The sequence below is a fragment of the Rahnella sp. GSA61A genome (assembly GCF_019969905.1).
Taxonomy (GTDB): Bacteria; Pseudomonadota; Gammaproteobacteria; order Enterobacterales; family Enterobacteriaceae; genus Rahnella; species Rahnella aceris.
Genome location: NZ_JAHXYO010000009.1, coordinates 121,620 through 139,973 on the forward strand (window position 1 = coordinate 121,620; position 18,354 = coordinate 139,973).

Genomic DNA, 18,354 nt, shown 5'->3' on the forward strand with positions numbered 1-18,354 from the left:
AAAACAGTGGCCCGCTTCTGCGTCCACATCTAACAAATAGCTGCAATATGAGGAGAGGTCAATGCGCAAAATTCACGCCAATGTCACATTTGTGAGCTATATTATTGGATTGCGCACAAAATAATCGCGCCAGTTAATCCCTCATCTGGCTGATCCCCATAAAAAAATCCCGGTGTCTGTCAGGTCAGAAACCGGGATTTTTTATCTTTAACTTAAAAAATATTAAGCTTAAAAAAACGTCATCTTATCTGCGCAGCAATCTGGCCCGCTTCTTGCTGCCAGCCGGTAGCCAACGTTCTGACCAGCGCGTCATAACCATCTTCGTTTTGCTTGAGATTCAGGGTGAAATCACGCTGAATCATCTGCCCGTTGCGTGTCAGGCTCCAGCTGCCACTGACGATCACAATACCGTCATAGCGGCCATGGAAACCGGTGACATTAACGTTCAGCACATCCTGATCGTCGGTATTCGCCGCCTGAGTGGAAACCAGCGAGCCCGGCAAGTCCCGGCGTAAATAGGTGACCAGTGCTTGCTGTAGTTGCTGATCCAACGGACTGGCCCAGAGATTATTCTGGGTCAGCGTGTACTGCACATCATTGGTCTGATATACCAGCCCTGACCCTGCCAGATAATCAGCAACACTCACCCGCTCAACCCACAGATGCCGCTGTACGGCACCTGCAGACATCACGCTACCTGTTGTTACGGTGCTGCTCAGCACAGGCAACTGGTAGTAGGTTTTCTGATCACTGCTGCTACAGGCAGTCAGGAATAATGCTAAGACGACAGGTATCCATTTCATCATTATTTGGCCTTCTTCGGCTGAGGATCATCTTGCCCTGGGGCAGCGAAAATCAGTGCGTTACTTTTCTGATTCAGCGTTTTCAATACCGGTTGCAGCTCACGCAGGGTTTTATCCAGACTCTGCATATCGCCGACCAGATTGCCGTACGCTGGCGAACCAGGCTGGAAGCCTTTCAGGCTGCGGTTCAACTGAATCAGCGTCTGCTGCATATCCTGAGGCAGATTTTTCATCTCTTTACTGCTGACAATCGCGTTCAGAGACTCAATCGTTTTCTGCGTTGACTTCATCGTCCTCTGACTTTCAGCCAGCGTACTTGTCGCTTCGCGCATCATCGGTTCGATTGGCAAATTGTTGATCTTATCGAGGGTTGTCATCAGTTTTTGCTGAATCTGTGCAAAGCCTCCGCTCACCGTCGGCAACAATTTATGCCCGCCGATTTCCAGCGGCCCTTTCCACGGTTTTTCATTCGGATAGAAATCCAGATCGATATACATCGCCCCTGTTAACAGGTTGGCGGATTTCATCGAAGCACGCAGACCCTGAGCAATACCGTCACGGATATGATCTTCAATATTGAAATTACTGCCCAGCAGTTGAACGAAGCGATCGGGTTCAATGCGGATCAGCACAGGAATACGATAATCGTCCGACATCTGCTGTTTCACCACATTCATCGGATAAGGCACTTCGGCCACAGTACCCAGACGAATACCACGGAATTCAACAGGTGCGCCAGGTTGCAGACCGCGAATAGAATCCGAGAAGAACATCACGTAATCCGTGTGACGGGTATACAGCGATTCCTGAATGCTTTTCTGATCATCAAAGAGCTTATAACTGTCACCATTTTTGGCTTCGTTGCCCTGCGTCCAGCCATTCGGAATATCAAAGCTGACACCACCACTAAATAACGTGGTCAGTGACCCCATTTCGACACGCATACCGGCGGCAGACATATCGAAGTTCACGCCGCTGTCTTTCCAGAAACGCACGTTATCAGTTACCAGTGTGTCGTAAGGCGCACGGATGAAAAGCTGGTATTTGATGTTACGTGCTTTCGGATCAAAGTGACTGGTTTCCACCGTACCGACCTGGAAACCCCGGAACAACACCGGGTCGCCTGGACTCAGCTGACCGGAACGCTCACTTTCCAGACTCACGCGGATCCCTTTCGCATCAGGTGAAGCCAGCGGGGGGGAGTCATCCAGTTTATATTCTGATTTTTCTCCCCCCTTGTTACCCGGCTGCAGCTGAATATAAGCGCCGGACAATAATGTGCCCAGACCGGAGATGCCTTCACGTCCGATTTGCGGTTTCACTACCCAAAAAACAGAGTCCCCGCGCAGCATTTTTTCCATGCCGGTGTTCAGTCGTGCTTTGATGATAACTTGTTGTAAATCATCGCTAAGCGTAACGGACTCTACTTTACCGACATCGACGTTACGGCTTTTGATGGTGGTTTTGCCACCTTCGATACCCTCAGCAGTGGTAGTGATCAGCGTGACTTCCGGGCCCTGATGGCTGTAGTGATAAAACAGGATCCACGCGCCAATCAGCGCAGTGACGATCGGTACGATCCACACTGGCGACCAGCGTTTAATTTTCTCTACTTTGGCAGTTCCGTCATGCTCTGCCATGTTATTTCCCGCCATCTTGTGGCTCCTTTGTAGACTTCATTCCAGCACGATCCCAAATGAGCCTTGGGTCAAATGTCGTTGCGGCAAACATGGTGAGGATAACTACGCCGGCGAACAGCAGCGCGCCAATATCCGGATAAATACTCATCAGTTGCCCCATTCTCACCAGCGCCGCCAGTACCGCAATAACAAACACGTCGATCATTGACCAGCGGCCAACGAACTCAACCACCTCGTAAATGACATGTAATCGTTCCCTGTCGATCTCTTTATTACTGTTCGCATCCCAGCATAGCCAGCCAATAGCGATCATTTTGAGCGTCGGTACCATAATACTGGCGATCAAAATAACCAGAGCCACGGGATAGGAACCTTCGCTCCATAACAGCGCCACCCCGGCCATAATCGTAGACGGTATCGGATTACCCAGTACCTGAGTGATCATGATAGGCAACAGATTTGCCGGGATATACAGCAGAACGGAGGTCACCAGCAGAGCCATTGTCCATTGCAGACTATTTTTACGCCGTGCATGACCATGGGTTTTGCAACGGCCGCATTCTTTCTGATCAACCGGTAAAATTGCCATGCAGCAATGACAGGATCGCAGACCCTGACGCAGACCGCTTTCTCCCATGCGCAGTGGCTGATCTACCGCCGGAGCAGGTTCGATGTGCTGCCATATCCAAAGACGGTCAGTGCATTGAAAGGCACGCAATTGCAGAAGGCAAAACAGGACATAGGGATAAAAACTGCTGCCCACGCCCACGTCGCCATAAGCCATGAGTTTCACGAAGCTGACCAGTACCCCGGCAAGGAAAATCTCGACCATACACCAGGCTTTCAGTTGGAATAAGGTCCGGGCAATGACAACTTTCCAGCGAACGGGAATATTGAAACTCTGGCAGAGGATGATAATGGACAGCATGCAGATGGCCGGGAGCAGTTGCACCACGATCATGAATAACGACGCCATGCTGGCATAGTCTTCTGAAACCAGAACCTGAGGGATTTGCACCAGCGTGACTTCGCTGCTCAGCCCGGCAACATTCATATTGACGAAAGGAAAGAGATTGGCCAGCAACAGCATGAACAACGCACTGATGGCATAACCGACAGGACGTCTTCGAGGCTCATTCCAGCGGGAGGTTAGCGTAGTGTGGCAACGGGGACACACCGCTTTTTGCCCGATGTGCAGGCCGGGTATTGCCACCAGCATATCGCATTGGGGACATAATATGTGCGGGTCATGATCATGGGCGTCAGAACACACTATCGACTCCTCAACAGCGGAAAGACTACGAATATCGGCAACCGGCCTTCCCTTTATCCGGTTGCCAATCATGAGGCAGTGTTAAGCGTTCTTCTGCGCTTCCAGCGCTTCCCAACGTTCAAACGCCTGCTCTAACTCAAGCTCTGCGGCAGCGAAAGCGGTGAGCACCTGCTGCGTTTCTTCATGAGGAAGGGTGAAGAAATTCGCATCGCTCATTTGCTGTTGCAAGGCACTGATTTTTTCTTCCAGAGTGCTGATTTGCGAAGGCAATTGTTCCAGCTCACGTTGCTGATTATAGCTGAGCTTATTCGCGGTGCGTTTGGCCGGTTCTGCTTTAGGTTGTGCAGCGGGTTTATTTTCCGTGGTCACCGCCTGACGGATTGGCTTCTGGTTGCGGCGCTGATGCTGTGCATCATGGTAACCACCGACATAGCTGTTGATCACGCCATCGCCTTCATAAATCCAGCATTCGGTTGCCGAGTTATCAACGAATTCACGATCATGACTCACCAGCAGTACCGTGCCCTGATAGCTGTCGATCATCTCTTCCAGGAGTTCAAGAGTTTCCACATCCAGGTCGTTGGTCGGTTCATCGAGGATCAACAGGTTGCTTGGGCGCAGGAATAATTTTGCCAGCAGAAGGCGGTTACGTTCGCCACCTGACAGCGCTTTTACCGGTGTCATGGCACGTTTCGGGTGGAACAGGAAATCCTGCAGGTAGCCCAGTACATGGCGTGCACGGCCATTGACCATCACTTCCTGCTTACCTTCGGCCAGGTTATCCATCACCGTACGCTCAGGATCCAGCTCAGCACGGTGCTGGTCGAAGTACGCCACTTCCAGTTTAGTACCGCAGTGAACACGGCCGCTGTCTGCCTGAATTTTACTTAACATCAGTTTCAGCAACGTCGTTTTACCACAACCGTTCGGGCCAATCAGCGCAATTTTATCACCACGCATGACTTGCGCAGAGAAGTTGCTCACCAGTTGTTTTCCGGCAATGCTGTAATAAACGTCTTCCATTTCAAAGACAATCTTGCCTGAACTCGCGGCTTCGACCACCTGCATTTTGGCGGTGCCCATCACTTCCCGGCGATCGGAACGCTCTTTACGCAGGGCTTTCAGAGCGCGTACGCGGCCTTCGTTGCGGGTACGGCGGGCTTTGATACCCTGACGGATCCACACTTCTTCCTGCGCCAGTTTTTTATCAAACTCAGCGTTCTGCAGTTCTTCAACGCGTAAGGCTTCTTCTTTTGCCAGCAGATAGGCTTCGTAATTACCTGGATAAGACACCAGTTTGCCGCGATCAAGATCGACAATGCGCGTCGCCATATTGCGGATGAAAGAACGGTCATGGGAAATGAAGATAATGCTGCCCTGGAATTCCTTCAGGAAGTCTTCCAGCCACGCGATACTTTCGATATCCAGATGGTTCGTCGGTTCATCGAGCAGCAGAATATGCGGCGCGCTGACCAGAGCACGGCCCAGCGCCGCTTTACGCAGCCAGCCGCCGGACAGGGATTTCAGCTCTGTATCTGCATCCAGACCCAGTTTCAGCAATACTTCGTTGATACGGCTGTCGAGCTGCCACAGGCCCTGATGATCGAGGATCTCCATCACCTGAGCCAGTTTGTTCATGTTCTTTTCGCTCGGGTCGGTTTCAACCAGATGCGAAATCGCGTGATACGCCTTCAGATGTTCAGCCTGCTCGAACACGCCTTCGGAGACGAAATCAAACACCGTACCCTCGACATTGCGCGGCGGATCCTGTTGCAGACGCGCCACAATCAAATCCTGCTCATACACGATACGCCCGTCATCGAGCGGCACTTCGCGGTTCAGGATCTTCATCAGCGTCGATTTACCGGCACCGTTACGGCCAACCAGACAGACACGCTCATTCGGCTCGATGTGTAATTCGGTGTTATCCAACAGCGGCGAGTCACTGAATGACAGCCAGGCACCTGACATACTAATTAACGACATAAACTTTATTTTTCCTCGCCGGCATGGGACAGCAGCCAGCAGTTATGAATCTGACGATTACGGGCGAAATCCTGTGACAGGGTTTGGCTGGTGATTTCTTTCGCGCTCAGCCCCAGTTTACTCAGTCCGTCGAGATCCATCTGGAAACCGCGCTTGTTGTTGGAGAACATAATGGTGCCGTTGCGACGTAAAATGCGTTTCAGATCTTTCATCAGAGCCAGATGATCACGCTGTACGTCAAAACTTTCGGCCATACGTTTCGAGTTGGAGAACGTCGGTGGATCGATAAAGATCACATCAAACTGTTCGTCACACATGCCCAGATATGACAGGCAATCCGCCTGGATAAGTCGATGCTGACGGCCGGTCAGATCGTTGGCACGCAGGTTCTTTTCCGCCCATTCCAGATATGTGCGGGACATATCTACCGTGGTCGTGCTGCGCGCGCCGCCCAGGCCAGCATGAACACTGGCGGTACCGGTGTAAGCAAACAGGTTAAGGAAGTCTTTACCTTTGCTCATTTCACCCAGCATTTTGCGAGCGATACGGTGATCAAGGAACAAGCCGGTATCGAGATAATCCGTCAGGTTAACCCACAGTTTAGCGTTGAATTCCTCAACCAGCAGGAACTCACCTTTCTGCGCCAGTTTCTCGTACTGACTGGTGCCTTTCTGGCGCTCACGGGTTTTCAGGATCAACTGGCTGGATGAAATATCCAGTACAGACAGGGTGGCGTTTATCACGTCAAACAAGCGCTGACGGGCTTTTTGTGCATCAACCGTTTTTGGCGGCGCATATTCCTGCACCACCACTTTGCTGCCATAGCGGTCAACCGCAACGTTATAATCCGGCAAATCGGCATCATACAGGCGATAGCATTCAATGCCCTGCTGTTTGGCCCATTTTCCCAGTTTTTTGACGTTTTTACGCAGGCGGTTAGCGTAATCTTCCGCCATTTGCGTACCGGCCGCACCCGTCGGGTTTTCTGCCAGCTGATAGTTTTTCTGCACACATTCCAGCGGGCCGTTTTTAGCTTTGAACTGGCGCTCAGCACGCAGTTGCAGGCAGCTCAGCAATTCCGGTGACGCACTGAACAGCGACAACTGCCAGCCACCAAATTTGGTCTTCATGATGCGGCCGAGCATGTTATGCAGCGCAATCAATGCCGGTTCGCTTTCCAGACGCTCGCCGTATGGCGGGTTGCTGATGACCGTACCCACCGGGCCTTCCGGCAGCGGATTCACCAGTTTCCCAACTTCTGAGGCTTCAAAGCTGATCAGTTCCGCAACACCAGCGCGACGGGCGTTCGCACGCGCCATCTCAATCACGCGACGGTCGATATCAGAACCGAAGAAACGGGACGTGGTTTCCTGCACCGCACGGCGGGTACGAACCTGCGCTTCTGCGATCAGTTCGCGCCACAGTTCAGCGTCAAATTTATTCCAGCCGGTAAAGCCCCAGTGCTGACGATGTAAGCCAGGCGCGCGATCGGCAGCGATCATTGCCGCTTCAATCAGCAATGTCCCGGAACCACACATCGGATCGACCATCGGTGTGCCCGCCTGCCAGCCGGAGCGCATTACAATCGCTGCTGCCAGGTTTTCTTTCAGCGGCGCCTGACCGGTCAGATCGCGGTAGCCGCGCTGATGCAGGCCTTCGCCGCTGAGATCCAGCGCGACGCTGGCGGTATCACGCTGCAGGAAGACGTTTACGCGGATGTCGGGCTGCTGTTTCGCCACATTCGGACGTTCGTCCATTTTGCGGGTAAAGCTGTCGACGATGGCGTCCTTCACTTTCAGTGCACCGTACTGGCTGTTACGGATTTCGTCATTCAGGCCGCTGAAATGCACAGCGAAGGTTTTTTCCACGCCAAAAACGGCCGGCCAGTCGATCGCCATCACGCCAAGATAAAGATCCAGATCGCTGTGAACTTTGAATTCGTTCAGCGGCAACAGGATGCGCGAAGCCAGACGGCTCCACAATAAGCTGCGGTACAGCAGGCGATCGTCACCTTCAAAATGCACCCCTCCCTGCACAACTTTACAGGCTTGCGCACCCAGCGTTTCCAGTTCGCTTTTTAACAGTTCTTCCAGTCCACGCGCCGTGCTGGCAAACAAAGAGTTCATATCGACATATCACCAAAAATAAAATTGTTGCGCATTATAGCTAATCCCCGCCTCTTGTCATAAAGTCTCTGGTTCTTCTTAAGACTTTACACTCTGAGAGGCAGTCTTCAGTGCCCATTCTTTCACGTTTATTTGTTCACCCGGTCAAATCCATGCGCGGCCTGCAGGTTTCATACTCGCTGGTGACAGCAACCGGCCTGGCGTTCGATCGCCAGTTTATGATTACCGATCCGCAAGGCATGTTCATTACAGCCCGCCAGTATCCGAACCTCGTTCTGTTCACGCCGGTTTTGTTGCCCGATGGTCTGATGATCTCCGCGCCCGAAGGCGAAAGCATCACAGTCAAATTTCGTGATTTCGCAGGCGTTCACTCGCCGACGGAAGTCTGGGGCAATCAGTTTACCTCACTCATCGCGCCGGAACCCGTAAATCGCTGGTTAAGTGGCTATTTAAAGCGTGACGTTCAACTGCGCTGGGTTGGCGATGAACCGACGCGCCGGGTAAAAAAACATCCGGAAGTGCCGCTGTCGTTTGCTGACGGATTCCCGTATCTGCTGATCAATGAAGCCTCAATGCAGGATTTACAGCGCCGCTGTCCGGGCGGTGTCAGGATTGAGCAATTCAGGCCGAACATCGTGGTCAGCGGCGCACAAGCCTATGCCGAAGACAGCTGGCAGACGATCCGCATCGGGGAAGTGATTTTCGATCTGGTGAAACCTTGCAGCCGCTGTATTTTTACCACAGTCAGTATCGAAAAAGGTCGCAAACATCCGCGTGGCGAACCGTTGAAAACATTGCAGGGCTATCGTACCGCCAGCGACGGCGATGTCGATTTCGGTCAGAACATGATTGCCCGCAACAGCGGCGTGATCCGCGCAGGCGACAGCGTTCAGGTGCTGGCAACCAGGCCACCACGGCCTTACTGCGCGGGCGATATCATTGAAAATGTGGAAGCGCCAAAAAGCACCGCGCAGGACGTCAGCATTAATTATCAGGGAACGCAGTTTACCGGCAACAATCAGCAGATTTTGCTCGAGCAGCTGGAATTGCAGGGATTACGTATCCCCTATTCCTGTCGTGCAGGAATTTGTGGCGCGTGCAGGATGATATTGAAAGAAGGAAAAGTGGCACCGCTGAAAGAGAGTGCAGTGGGAAAAGATGGAACGATATTAGCGTGTAGTTGTATTCCGGCTACGGATATCGTGCTCGGCTAGAGGTGTATTTAATGAGGATCAGGCAGGAAACTAAACTGCCTGATCGTAGACATCATCCCTGTCAACGCGGAATGCTGCTGGCATTAGCCGGTCATGCATCACTTTAATAGCATCCCCCAGCACCATGCCGCGCCCTGCGACCGTCAGCCGTTCCTGCGCCAGCAGGCACAGACTGGCATTATCACCGGATTCCACCACCAGTAATGTCGCCTGTTCACCGCTTTCCATCACCTGCACCTGAGCAAGCTGACCATTCGCAGGCTGGTAAGGACGCATCTGCTGACTGAAATGCCAGCTCTTCGGCATCAGCGGTTTTAAAAAACGATAAGCGACTAAGGCGTTCAGAACTAATTCAGCGCGTTGTTCAGCTGCGAGACGAATATGTTTGCACTGTTCTTCAAAATCAAAATACAGCGCCGCATCATCGACACAAAATGACATATTTCCGAAAGCATCAGGAGTTAACATTTTGGCGGGAAAACGGGAACGGAAAATCATGCCATTGGCGAGGTCCAGCATAAGCCGGTCATGTTCTGTATCAAAATACCAACGCCAATTATCATCTGGTTTAATTTTCATTTCGTCATCCTGTTTACCCTCATGCCCTCTGCCTGACTTCATTACCGGCTAATCTGTAAGAATAGATTTTTCAGTAACGAAACGATATCAGACAAATCCTGAGCCTGAATTACGGTCAGTGGACAAAATATAGACGAGCCGGGTTAATAAATAAACCCCTGACTCGTCTTCAGGATGAAAAATATTAGATATGGGTAACAATATCTTTGATCAGACCCGGACCTTTAAAGATAAAGCCGGAATAGATTTGAATTAAGGAAGCGCCTGCGGCCATTTTCTCACGGGCCGCCGTTAATGAATCAATACCGCCAACACCAATAACCGGCAGACGCCCTTGTAATTCATGAGAGAGCATACGGATAATTTCTGTGCTGCGCAGCTGCAACGGGCGCCCGCTCAGACCACCAACCTGTTCGCAATAATTTAGCCCCTGAACCAGTTTACGATCGAGTGTGGTATTGGTCGCAATCACGCCATCCATATTATGGCGCACTAAACTGTCGGCTATTTGGATCAATTCTTCCTCAGAAAGATCCGGTGCGATCTTCACCGCAACAGGCACATATTTCTGATGGCGTTGCTGTAACTCAAGCTGCTTATTCTTAATCGCTGCCAGCAAATCATCCAGCGCTTCACCGTATTGCAGTGAACGTAATCCCGGCGTGTTAGGTGATGAAATATTCACCGCGATATAACCGGCGTACGGATATACCTTTTCCATACAGGTCAGATAATCGTCTGCGCCGTGCTCAACAGGCGTATCTTTATTCTTGCCAATATTAATCCCCAGAATGCCGCCAAAATGTGATTTTTTGACATTATTCACCAGATTATCCACGCCATGGTTATTGAAACCCATGCGGTTAATCAGGCCTTCAGCTTCCACAATACGGAATAAACGCGGCTTATCATTACCGGCCTGCGCACGCGGGGTCACAGTACCGACTTCAATAAATCCAAAGCCCATTGCCCCCAGCGCATCAATACATTCGCCGTCTTTATCCAGGCCTGCGGCCAGTCCCAAAGGGTTCTTAAAGGATAATCCCATGCAGTTTACCGGTTTGGTGGGCACTGACTGGCGGATCAAGAATTCAAACGGGGTGCCGGAAATGCGGCTCAACTGACGAAAGGTTAACTCGTGGGCGCGCTCTGGATCGAGCTGAAACAGTGCTTTCCTGACAAGAGGATAATACATGGAGACTCCTGAATTCCCGGTGGCTAGACGGGGCGGTATTATTGACTAAGCGCCGGACAATTGGAAATGATAACCGGCATATTGGCCAAATAATTGCTTCGCTGCGCAAACGATTACCTTTTTGTTACCTTTAATTCACTTTTATTTCCTTTCCCCCCATCGCCCCACAGCACACCCGACACGTGCTTTATCTGATTTGAAACTTTCCATAGCCAAAATTGAGATTTCCGCTGCGCCGCCTCTGCCTGCTAGGTTTACCTCACTTCGTTAAGAAAAATGATAGTTCTATAACAGATTGTTATAAGGAATAAGCAAATGCGTGTAGTGACTCTGGCAGGCAGTCCGCGACAACCCTCCCGCTCCTCTTCCCTGCTGGCACTCAGCCACCAGTGGCTGGCGAGCCGTGGCGTTGAAGTCTTTACCTACAATATTCAGGATTTTTCAGCAGACGATCTGCTTTTCGCTAATTTTGGCAGCCCGCAACTCAAGCAACTGAATGCTGAACTGGCGAGTGCTGATGGCCTGATCGTCGCCACACCAGTGTATAAGGCGTCTTTTTCCGGCGCACTGAAAACCCTGCTCGATTTACTGCCAGAACGCGCGCTCGACCATAAAGTGGTGTTGCCACTGGCTACAGCCGGATCTATCGGCCATATGCTGGCCGTCGATTACGCCCTAAAACCGGTACTCGCCTCGCTGAAAGCACAGGAAGTGTTGCAGGGCGTTTTCGCAGATGACAGCCTGATCACCGATTATCAGACGTTCCCTGCGAAGCTGGCCCCCGCACTGGAAGAGCGTTTGATCGAATCTCTGGAAAACTTCTACCTGGCGCTGAGCCGCCGCCGTCCGCAGCTTCCGTCTGTTGCATCCCTTTCTGCGCAAGCACTGCGTGTCTGACTTTAAAAGGAATTAATCATGCCTGCTTCTTTCTCTTTATTACGCCGTATCCCGGTTGTGGCCAGCCTGCTGACCAGCCTTTTCCTGAGCGGCACCGCAACGGCTCAGGAAAAGGATCCGGCGCAATTACGTATTGCCTATCAGAAAGGATCTGTCGGACTGGTGCTGGCGAAATCACACCAGTTACTGGAAAAACGTTTCCCGGACACAAAAATAAGCTGGGTAGAATTCCCTGCCGGGCCGCAAATTCTTGAAGCGCTGAACGTCGGAAGTATTGATCTGGGCGGTACCGGTGATTTGCCGCCGTTGTTCGCGCAGGCAGCGGGGGCAGATTTGTTGTATATCGGCTCTGAACCCCCGAAACCGAAAGCAGAAGTGATTCTGGTCGACAGCAAGAGTCCGATCAAAACCGTCGCAGATCTCAAAGGTCATAAAGTCGCTTTCCAGAAAGGCTCCAGTTCGCACAACCTGCTGTTGCGTGCCCTGCAACAGGCGGGCCTGAAATTCAGCGATATCCAGCCGGTCTATCTGACCCCTGCCGATGCACGGGCCGCATTCCAGCAACATGATGTGGATGCCTGGGCTATCTGGGATCCGTATTATTCGGCCGCGCAAGTTCAGGGTGATGTGCGCGTTCTGACCGACGGCTCGACGCTCCACCAGACGGGCTCCTTCTATCTGGCACCGAAAAAATACACCGAGGCCAATCCTCAGTTCATCAGTCAGGTTCTGGAAGTGTTAACGCAGGCGAATGCGCTGACCAAAACTGACCGTGAACAAAGTATCAAACTGCTTTCTCAGTCGATGGGGTTACCGGAAAAAGTGGTCGCCTCTTATCTGGATCATCTGCCGGATATGCCTATCACGCCGGTCAGTGCGGAAACAGAAAAGCGCCAGCAGCAAACCGCCGATTTGTTCTATCAGAACCATATTTTGCCAAAGCCGGTTGAAATTAAAGACCGCATCTGGAAACCAGCCGTACAAGCTAACTGAACATCCATTTAGCCGCCGCTGAGCGGTAACGAATCGCACACTTTGAGAGGAACACAACGATGAGTCTGAACGTATTCTGGTTTTTACCTACCCACGGCGACGGCCGCTATTTAGGCACAGAAGAAGGTGCCCGCGTGGTCGATCACGGCTATCTTCAGCAGATCGCGCAAGCGGCTGACCGTTTAGGTTTTGGCGGCGTGCTACTGCCAACGGGTCGTTCATGCGAGGACTCATGGCTGGTAGCGGCTTCCCTGATTTCTGTCACACAACGTCTGAAATTCCTGGTGGCGCTGCGTCCCGGCATTATTTCTCCGACACTGGCAGCCCGTCAGGCAGCAACACTCGACCGGCTTTCCGGCGGTCGTGCACTGTTTAATCTGGTGACAGGTGGCGATCCGGCTGAACTGGCGGCTGAAGGTTTACACCTCAATCATAAAGAACGTTATGAAGCGTCGGCGGAATTTACGCGTATCTGGCGTCGTGTTCTGGAAGGTGAAACCGTCGATTACGAAGGCAAACACATTCAGGTAAAAGGCGCGAGCCTGATGCATCCACCGGTTCAATACCCCCGCCCGCCGCTGTATTTCGGTGGTTCTTCCGACGAAGCACAGGATCTCGCCGCCGAGCAGGTGGAACTTTATCTGACCTGGGGCGAACCTCCGGCGTTAGTGAAAGAGAAAATTGAACAGGTGCGTGCCAAAGCTGCCGCACAAGGCCGCACCGTGCGTTTCGGCATTCGTCTGCACGTGATTGTGCGTGAAACCAACGAGGAAGCCTGGCGTGCTGCCGACAAACTTATCGCCAACGTGGATGATGAAACTATTCAACGCGCGCAGGCGGCTTTCGCTAAAACCGACTCTGTCGGTCAGCATCGTATGGCGGCATTGCACGGCGGCGACCGCAACAAGCTGGAAATCAGCCCGAATCTCTGGGCCGGCATTGGTCTGGTACGCACCGGAGCCGGGACGGCGCTGGTGGGCGATGGCCCGACCGTCGCCGCGCGTATGCAGGAATATGCTGATCTGGGCATCGATACCTTTATTTTCTCCGGTTATCCGCATCTGGAAGAAGCGTACCGCGTCAGCGAACTGCTGTTCCCGCATCTGGAACTGGCGAAACCGGAAGATGACAATACTGTGAAGAAAGCCATTTTGCCGCGTGGCGAGCTGGTCGCTCATGACTTTGCGACCAAACGCACCGCCAGTCAGCACTGAGGAGAATACCGATGACAACGACACAACGCTGGCTGAACCGCGCTGCTCCCTGGGTAGTGCCGGTGGTTCTGATCGGTGGCTGGCAGTTAGCTGTCGAAGCGGGCTGGTTATCCAACCGCATTCTGCCCGCTCCCAGCGCAGTGGTGGAAGCCTTCTGGACACTGGCGAAGAGTGGCGAGCTGTGGCAGAACCTGAAAATCAGTACCTTCCGCGCTCTGATTGGTTTCGCTATCGGCGGCAGTCTCGGCTTGCTTCTCGGCTTTATTACCGGGCTTTCCCGCTGGGGCGAACGTCTGCTCGACAGTTCTCTGCAAATGCTACGAAACATTCCGCATCTGGCGCTGATCCCGCTGGTGATCCTGTGGTTCGGCATTGATGAATCCGCCAAGATCTTCCTCGTGGCGTTGGGAACGCTGTTCCCGATTTATCTCAACACCTACCACGGCATCCGCAATATCGACCGCGGTCTGCTTGAAATGTCGCGCAGTTACGGGCTTTCCGGTTTCCCGCTGTTTATTCAGGTGGTATTACCGGGCGCGTTGCCATCAATTATGGTCGGCGTACGATTTGCGCTGGGGTTCATGTGGCTGACGTTGATTGTGGCCGAAACCATTTCCGCCAACTCCGGGATTGGTTATCTGGCGATGAATGCCCGCGAGTTTTTACAAACTGACGTCGTGGTTGTCGCCATCGTGCTTTACGCCATTCTTGGCAAACTGGCCGATGTCCTTGCCCGCCTGCTGGAAAGTGTCTGGCTGCGCTGGCACCCTGCATATCAGAAAAAACATGGAGATGCCGCATGAACGCCCCCGCACGTATTCCGCAAGGCACGCCGGTGACACTGTCCGGCATCACCAAAAAATACGGTAACCGCGCCGTGCTGAACGATATCAATCTGCGCATTCCGCCCGGCCAGTTTGTAGCCGTCGTCGGGCGCAGCGGTTGTGGCAAAAGTACCCTGCTGCGTTTGCTGGCCGGGCTGGAAAAAACCACTCAGGGCGAACTGCTCAGCGCCAGCGCACCGCTGAGTCAGGTGCGCGAAGATACGCGTCTCATGTTTCAGGATGACCGACTGCTGCCATGGAAAAAGGTGATTGATAACGTGGGATTGGGCCTGAAAGGCCAGTGGCGTGAAGCCGCACAAGCTGCACTGGAAGAAGTCGGGCTGGCAGATCGTGCCGACGACTGGCCGTCAGCATTATCCGGCGGACAGAAACAACGCGTGGCACTGGCGCGTGCATTAATCCACCGCCCTCGCCTGCTGTTACTGGATGAACCGCTGGGCGCACTGGATGCCCTGACGCGCATCGAGATGCAAAGCCTGATCGAGCGTTTGTGGCAGCAACATGATTTCACCGTGCTGCTGGTGACGCACGATGTCAGTGAAGCGGTGACCGTCGCTGACCGTGTGATCCTTATCGATCAGGGGCAGATTGGCATGGATTTAACGGTTGATTTGCCACGTCCGCGTCGTAAAGGTTCTGCGCGACTGGCGGAGCTGGAAGCCGAAGTGCTGGAACGCGTGCTGACGCCACAGCCTCCACATACGGTGGCGCAGGAAGCAAAACGCGCGCAAAACTGATCTCTCTGTTCAGCGAATACAAAACGAAAAAAGGGCGATGTTTCCATCGCCCTTTTGCTTTGCGGTTAATTGCGATTACGCATCTAACGCTTTGGTAATTTTCTCGAACAAATCACCGGACAGATTTTCCAGCCCTTTCAGCTGTTGCAGCGCCTGACGCATCAGCGCCTGACGGTTCTGGTCATAGCGTTTCAGGCGGATCAACGGCTCGATCATACGTGCCGCTACCTGCGGGTTACGGGTGTTAAGATCGGTGAGCATTTCAGTCAGGAACTGATAACCGCTGCCATCTGCGGCATGGAATGCAGAAGGATTTGCAGACGCAAAAGCACCGATTAATGAACGGACCCGGTTCGGGTTGCCCATGCTGAATGAACGGTGGTTCAGCAGTGAGCGGACTTTCTGCAATACATCGGCTGCCGGGCTGGTCGCCTGCTGGATAAACCATTTATCCATCACCAGACCGTCGTGATGCCAGCGCTCATCGTAAGCCGCCATCAGGGATTCACGGCAAGGCAGTTGCGCGGAAACCGCCGCAGACATCGCCGCCAGAGAATCCGTCATGTTATCAGCCTGCTCAAACTGCGCTCTGACAAGTTGATCTGCCAGCGTCACATCGGCAAAGGCCAGATAATGCAGGCAGGTGTTACGCAGCGAACGTTTACCGATATCTTCATGCACGACACGGTATGCAGGCAGACGGTTAGCGTTGTAAACCGCCAGGAATTCATCCGCCATTTCGGTTGCCAGACAACGGGTGATCGCATCGTGAACAGCGCTGATCGCTTCAGGATCGATAATATCGAACAGTTCAGCAATTTCATTTTCAGACGGCAGAGTCAGAATCTGCGACGCCAGCGCCGGATCAATGTTCTCATCCAGCAATACCGCGCGGAACGCATCTGCCACATGCAACGGCAGGGACAATGGCTGTTTCTGCTGATGACGCGCTACGTTCAGTTTGATGTAAATTGCCAGCAGGCTTTGTGCCGCATCCCAGCGGGCGAAATCATTACGCGCGTACTTCATCAGGAAAGTCAGCTGATGATCGCCCCATTTGTAATCGAGTTTCACCGGTGCGGAGAATTCACGTAGTAAGGAAGGCACCGGCGGATATTCCACGTCGTCAAACACAAACGTCTGCTCAGCTTCAGTCACGTTCAGCACGTTACTGACCGTCTTACCCTGTTGTTTCAGCGCAATCACATTGCCCTGCGGGTCATACAGTTCAATATCCAGCGGGATATGCAGTGGCAGCTTTTCAGTCTGATCAGGCGTCGGCGGGGTTTTCTGGCTGACAGTCAGGGTGTATTGCTGTTTTTCCACGTCATAGTCGTCGCGCACGGTCAGCACTGGTGTACCAGACTGGCTGTACCAGCGACGGAACAGGGAAAGATCGACGTTTGAGGCATCTTCCATCGCCTGTACAAAATCGTCACAGGTTGCCGCGCTGCCATCATGACGCTCGAAATACAACTGCATGCCAGCCTGGAATTTCTCTTCACCCAGCAAAGTGTGCAGCATGCGAATAACTTCTGAACCTTTCTCGTACACCGTCAGGGTGTAGAAGTTATTCATTTCAATGACTTTTTCCGGACGGATCGGGTGCGCCATCGGGCTGGCATCTTCAGAGAACTGCGCACCACGCATGACACGTACGTTATCGATGCGGTTAACTGAACGCGAGCCCAGATCAGAGCTGAATTCCTGATCGCGGAATACGGTCAGGCCTTCTTTCAGGCTCAGCTGGAACCAGTCGCGGCAGGTCACTCGGTTGCCGGTCCAGTTATGGAAGTATTCATGGCCGATCACCGCTTCGATACCAAGATAATCTTTATCGGTGGCGGTTTCGGCTTTCGCCAGCACGTATTTGGAGTTAAAGACATTCAGGCCTTTGTTCTCCATCGCGCCCATGTTGAAGAAATCAACGGCGACAATCATAAAGATGTCGAGGTCGTATTCCAGATTAAAACGGGTTTCGTCCCATTTCATGGACTGCTTCAGGGATTCCATCGCCCAGCCTGCACGATCCAGATTGCCACGATCGACAAACAGTTCGAGCGCTACATCCCGGCCGGAACGGGTTTTGAAGGAATCGCGCAACACATCAAAATCACCCGCGACCAGCGCAAACAGGTAGCAAGGTTTCGGGAACGGGTCCTGCCATTTGATCCAGTGTTTGCCGCCTTCCAGCTCACCCTGATCAATACGGTTACCGTTTGACAGCAGATACGGATAGCGGGCTTTATCCGCCACAATGCGGGTCGTGAAACGCGCCAGCACATCCGGACGATCCAGATAATACGTAATGTGGCGGAAACCCTCGGCTTCACACTGCGTACAAAGCGCTTCACCGGAAAGATACAATCCTTCGAGCGCAGTGTTTTTTGCCGGATGAATTTCATTAACAATCGCCAGTTCAAAGGCTTCCGGCACACCGGTAATTTCCAGTGCGCCTTCTTTTAACTGATATTTTGGCCAGTCCTGGCCGTTAACCTTCAGGCTAATAAGGGTCAGGTCTTCGCCGTTGAGCACCAGCGGCGCGCCCTCTGCGCCCTGTCGTTTAATCTGACTGACCGCAGTCACAAGGGTCTTCTGTGCATCAAGCTCGAAATTAAGGTCAATGTCCGTGATGGTATAGTCCGGCGCACGATAATCGTGGCGGAACTTGGCTTGTGGCAGTTGAGTCATAAAAAACCTTTTGACGTGTTGGTGGTTAGTAGTGATGGCGATATTGATTAATGAAGCAGGTTTTGCAAGTCAGCGAATCGCTGCACAGCACACCGGACGACCTTCATACTTTTTATCTTTAAACTCTACCACAGGCATCAGGAAATCCCAGATTGTTGCCA

Annotated in this window: 14 protein-coding genes; 6 read left to right on the plus strand and 8 right to left on the minus strand. The window is 52.5% G+C overall.

Annotation, left to right across the window (positions count from 1 at the left end; genetic code table 11):
* Positions 1 to 239: 239 nt before the first annotated feature.
* From pqiC to rlmKL, 5 genes are all read right to left on the minus strand, one after another.
* A complete protein-coding gene (gene pqiC, locus LC431_RS13545; RefSeq protein ID WP_013574870.1) occupies positions 240 to 806 on the minus strand; it encodes a membrane integrity-associated transporter subunit PqiC in 567 nt (188 codons plus the stop codon).
* On the minus strand, positions 806 to 2,458 hold the full coding sequence (gene pqiB / locus LC431_RS13550; protein WP_112197638.1) for an intermembrane transport protein PqiB: 1,653 nt from the start codon (positions 2,456 to 2,458) through the stop codon (positions 806 to 808). The genes pqiC and pqiB overlap by 1 nt, the downstream gene beginning before the upstream one ends.
* On the minus strand, positions 2,445 to 3,719 hold the full coding sequence (pqiA, locus tag LC431_RS13555) for a membrane integrity-associated transporter subunit PqiA (protein ID WP_369794817.1): 1,275 nt from the start codon (positions 3,717 to 3,719) through the stop codon (positions 2,445 to 2,447). The genes pqiB and pqiA overlap by 14 nt, the downstream gene beginning before the upstream one ends.
* Positions 3,720 to 3,797: 78 nt before the next feature.
* Entirely contained in the window at positions 3,798 to 5,702 is a 1,905-nt protein-coding gene (locus LC431_RS13560; RefSeq protein ID WP_013574867.1) for an ABC transporter ATP-binding protein, read from the minus strand.
* Positions 5,703 to 5,707: 5 nt separating this feature from the next.
* A complete protein-coding gene (gene rlmKL / locus LC431_RS13565) occupies positions 5,708 to 7,828 on the minus strand; it encodes a bifunctional 23S rRNA (guanine(2069)-N(7))-methyltransferase RlmK/23S rRNA (guanine(2445)-N(2))-methyltransferase RlmL (protein ID WP_223509984.1) in 2,121 nt (706 codons plus the stop codon).
* A 110-nt stretch (positions 7,829 to 7,938) separates the two neighbouring features.
* Here rlmKL and LC431_RS13570 point away from each other — a divergent pair, with 110 nt between their 5' ends.
* Positions 7,939 to 9,042 carry a YcbX family protein gene (locus tag LC431_RS13570; RefSeq protein WP_112197637.1) on the plus strand — a complete coding sequence of 368 codons (1,104 nt, stop codon included), beginning with the start codon at positions 7,939 to 7,941 and terminating at the stop codon, positions 9,040 to 9,042.
* Between the two features lie 30 nt (positions 9,043 to 9,072).
* Here the strand turns inward: LC431_RS13570 and LC431_RS13575 are convergent, their stop codons facing one another.
* Positions 9,073 to 9,621: a cell division protein ZapC gene (locus LC431_RS13575; protein WP_112197636.1), complete on the minus strand. Its 549-nt coding sequence runs from the start codon at positions 9,619 to 9,621 to the stop codon at positions 9,073 to 9,075.
* 184 nt (positions 9,622 to 9,805) lie between these two features.
* Positions 9,806 to 10,816 carry a quinone-dependent dihydroorotate dehydrogenase gene (gene pyrD, locus LC431_RS13580; RefSeq protein ID WP_013574863.1) on the minus strand — a complete coding sequence of 337 codons (1,011 nt, stop codon included), beginning with the start codon at positions 10,814 to 10,816 and terminating at the stop codon, positions 9,806 to 9,808.
* 315 nt (positions 10,817 to 11,131) lie between these two features.
* Between pyrD and ssuE the strand changes: the two genes are divergently transcribed.
* Genes ssuE through ssuB form a run of 5 tightly spaced genes read left to right on the plus strand, consistent with a single transcriptional unit; the run spans position 11,132 to position 15,502 of the window.
* A complete protein-coding gene (ssuE, locus tag LC431_RS13585) occupies positions 11,132 to 11,713 on the plus strand; it encodes an NADPH-dependent FMN reductase (protein WP_013574862.1) in 582 nt (193 codons plus the stop codon).
* A gap of 18 nt (positions 11,714 to 11,731) precedes the next feature.
* Positions 11,732 to 12,706: a sulfonate ABC transporter substrate-binding protein gene (locus tag LC431_RS13590; protein ID WP_013574861.1), complete on the plus strand. Its 975-nt coding sequence runs from the start codon at positions 11,732 to 11,734 to the stop codon at positions 12,704 to 12,706.
* 59 nt (positions 12,707 to 12,765) lie between these two features.
* On the plus strand, positions 12,766 to 13,920 hold the full coding sequence (ssuD, locus tag LC431_RS13595; protein ID WP_037036006.1) for an FMNH2-dependent alkanesulfonate monooxygenase: 1,155 nt from the start codon (positions 12,766 to 12,768) through the stop codon (positions 13,918 to 13,920).
* A gap of 11 nt (positions 13,921 to 13,931) precedes the next feature.
* On the plus strand, positions 13,932 to 14,723 hold the full coding sequence (ssuC, locus tag LC431_RS13600) for an aliphatic sulfonate ABC transporter permease SsuC (protein WP_223509985.1): 792 nt from the start codon (positions 13,932 to 13,934) through the stop codon (positions 14,721 to 14,723).
* Positions 14,720 to 15,502 carry an aliphatic sulfonates ABC transporter ATP-binding protein gene (ssuB, locus tag LC431_RS13605; RefSeq protein ID WP_013574858.1) on the plus strand — a complete coding sequence of 261 codons (783 nt, stop codon included), beginning with the start codon at positions 14,720 to 14,722 and terminating at the stop codon, positions 15,500 to 15,502. Before ssuC ends, ssuB begins: the two co-directional genes overlap by 4 nt.
* Positions 15,503 to 15,577: 75 nt before the next feature.
* Here the strand turns inward: ssuB and pepN are convergent, their stop codons facing one another.
* The gene (gene pepN / locus LC431_RS13610; protein ID WP_013574857.1) at positions 15,578 to 18,193 is read right to left on the minus strand and encodes an aminopeptidase N; all 2,616 of its coding nucleotides are present in this window, start codon (positions 18,191 to 18,193) and stop codon (positions 15,578 to 15,580) included.
* Between the last annotated feature and the right edge of the window lie 161 nt (positions 18,194 to 18,354).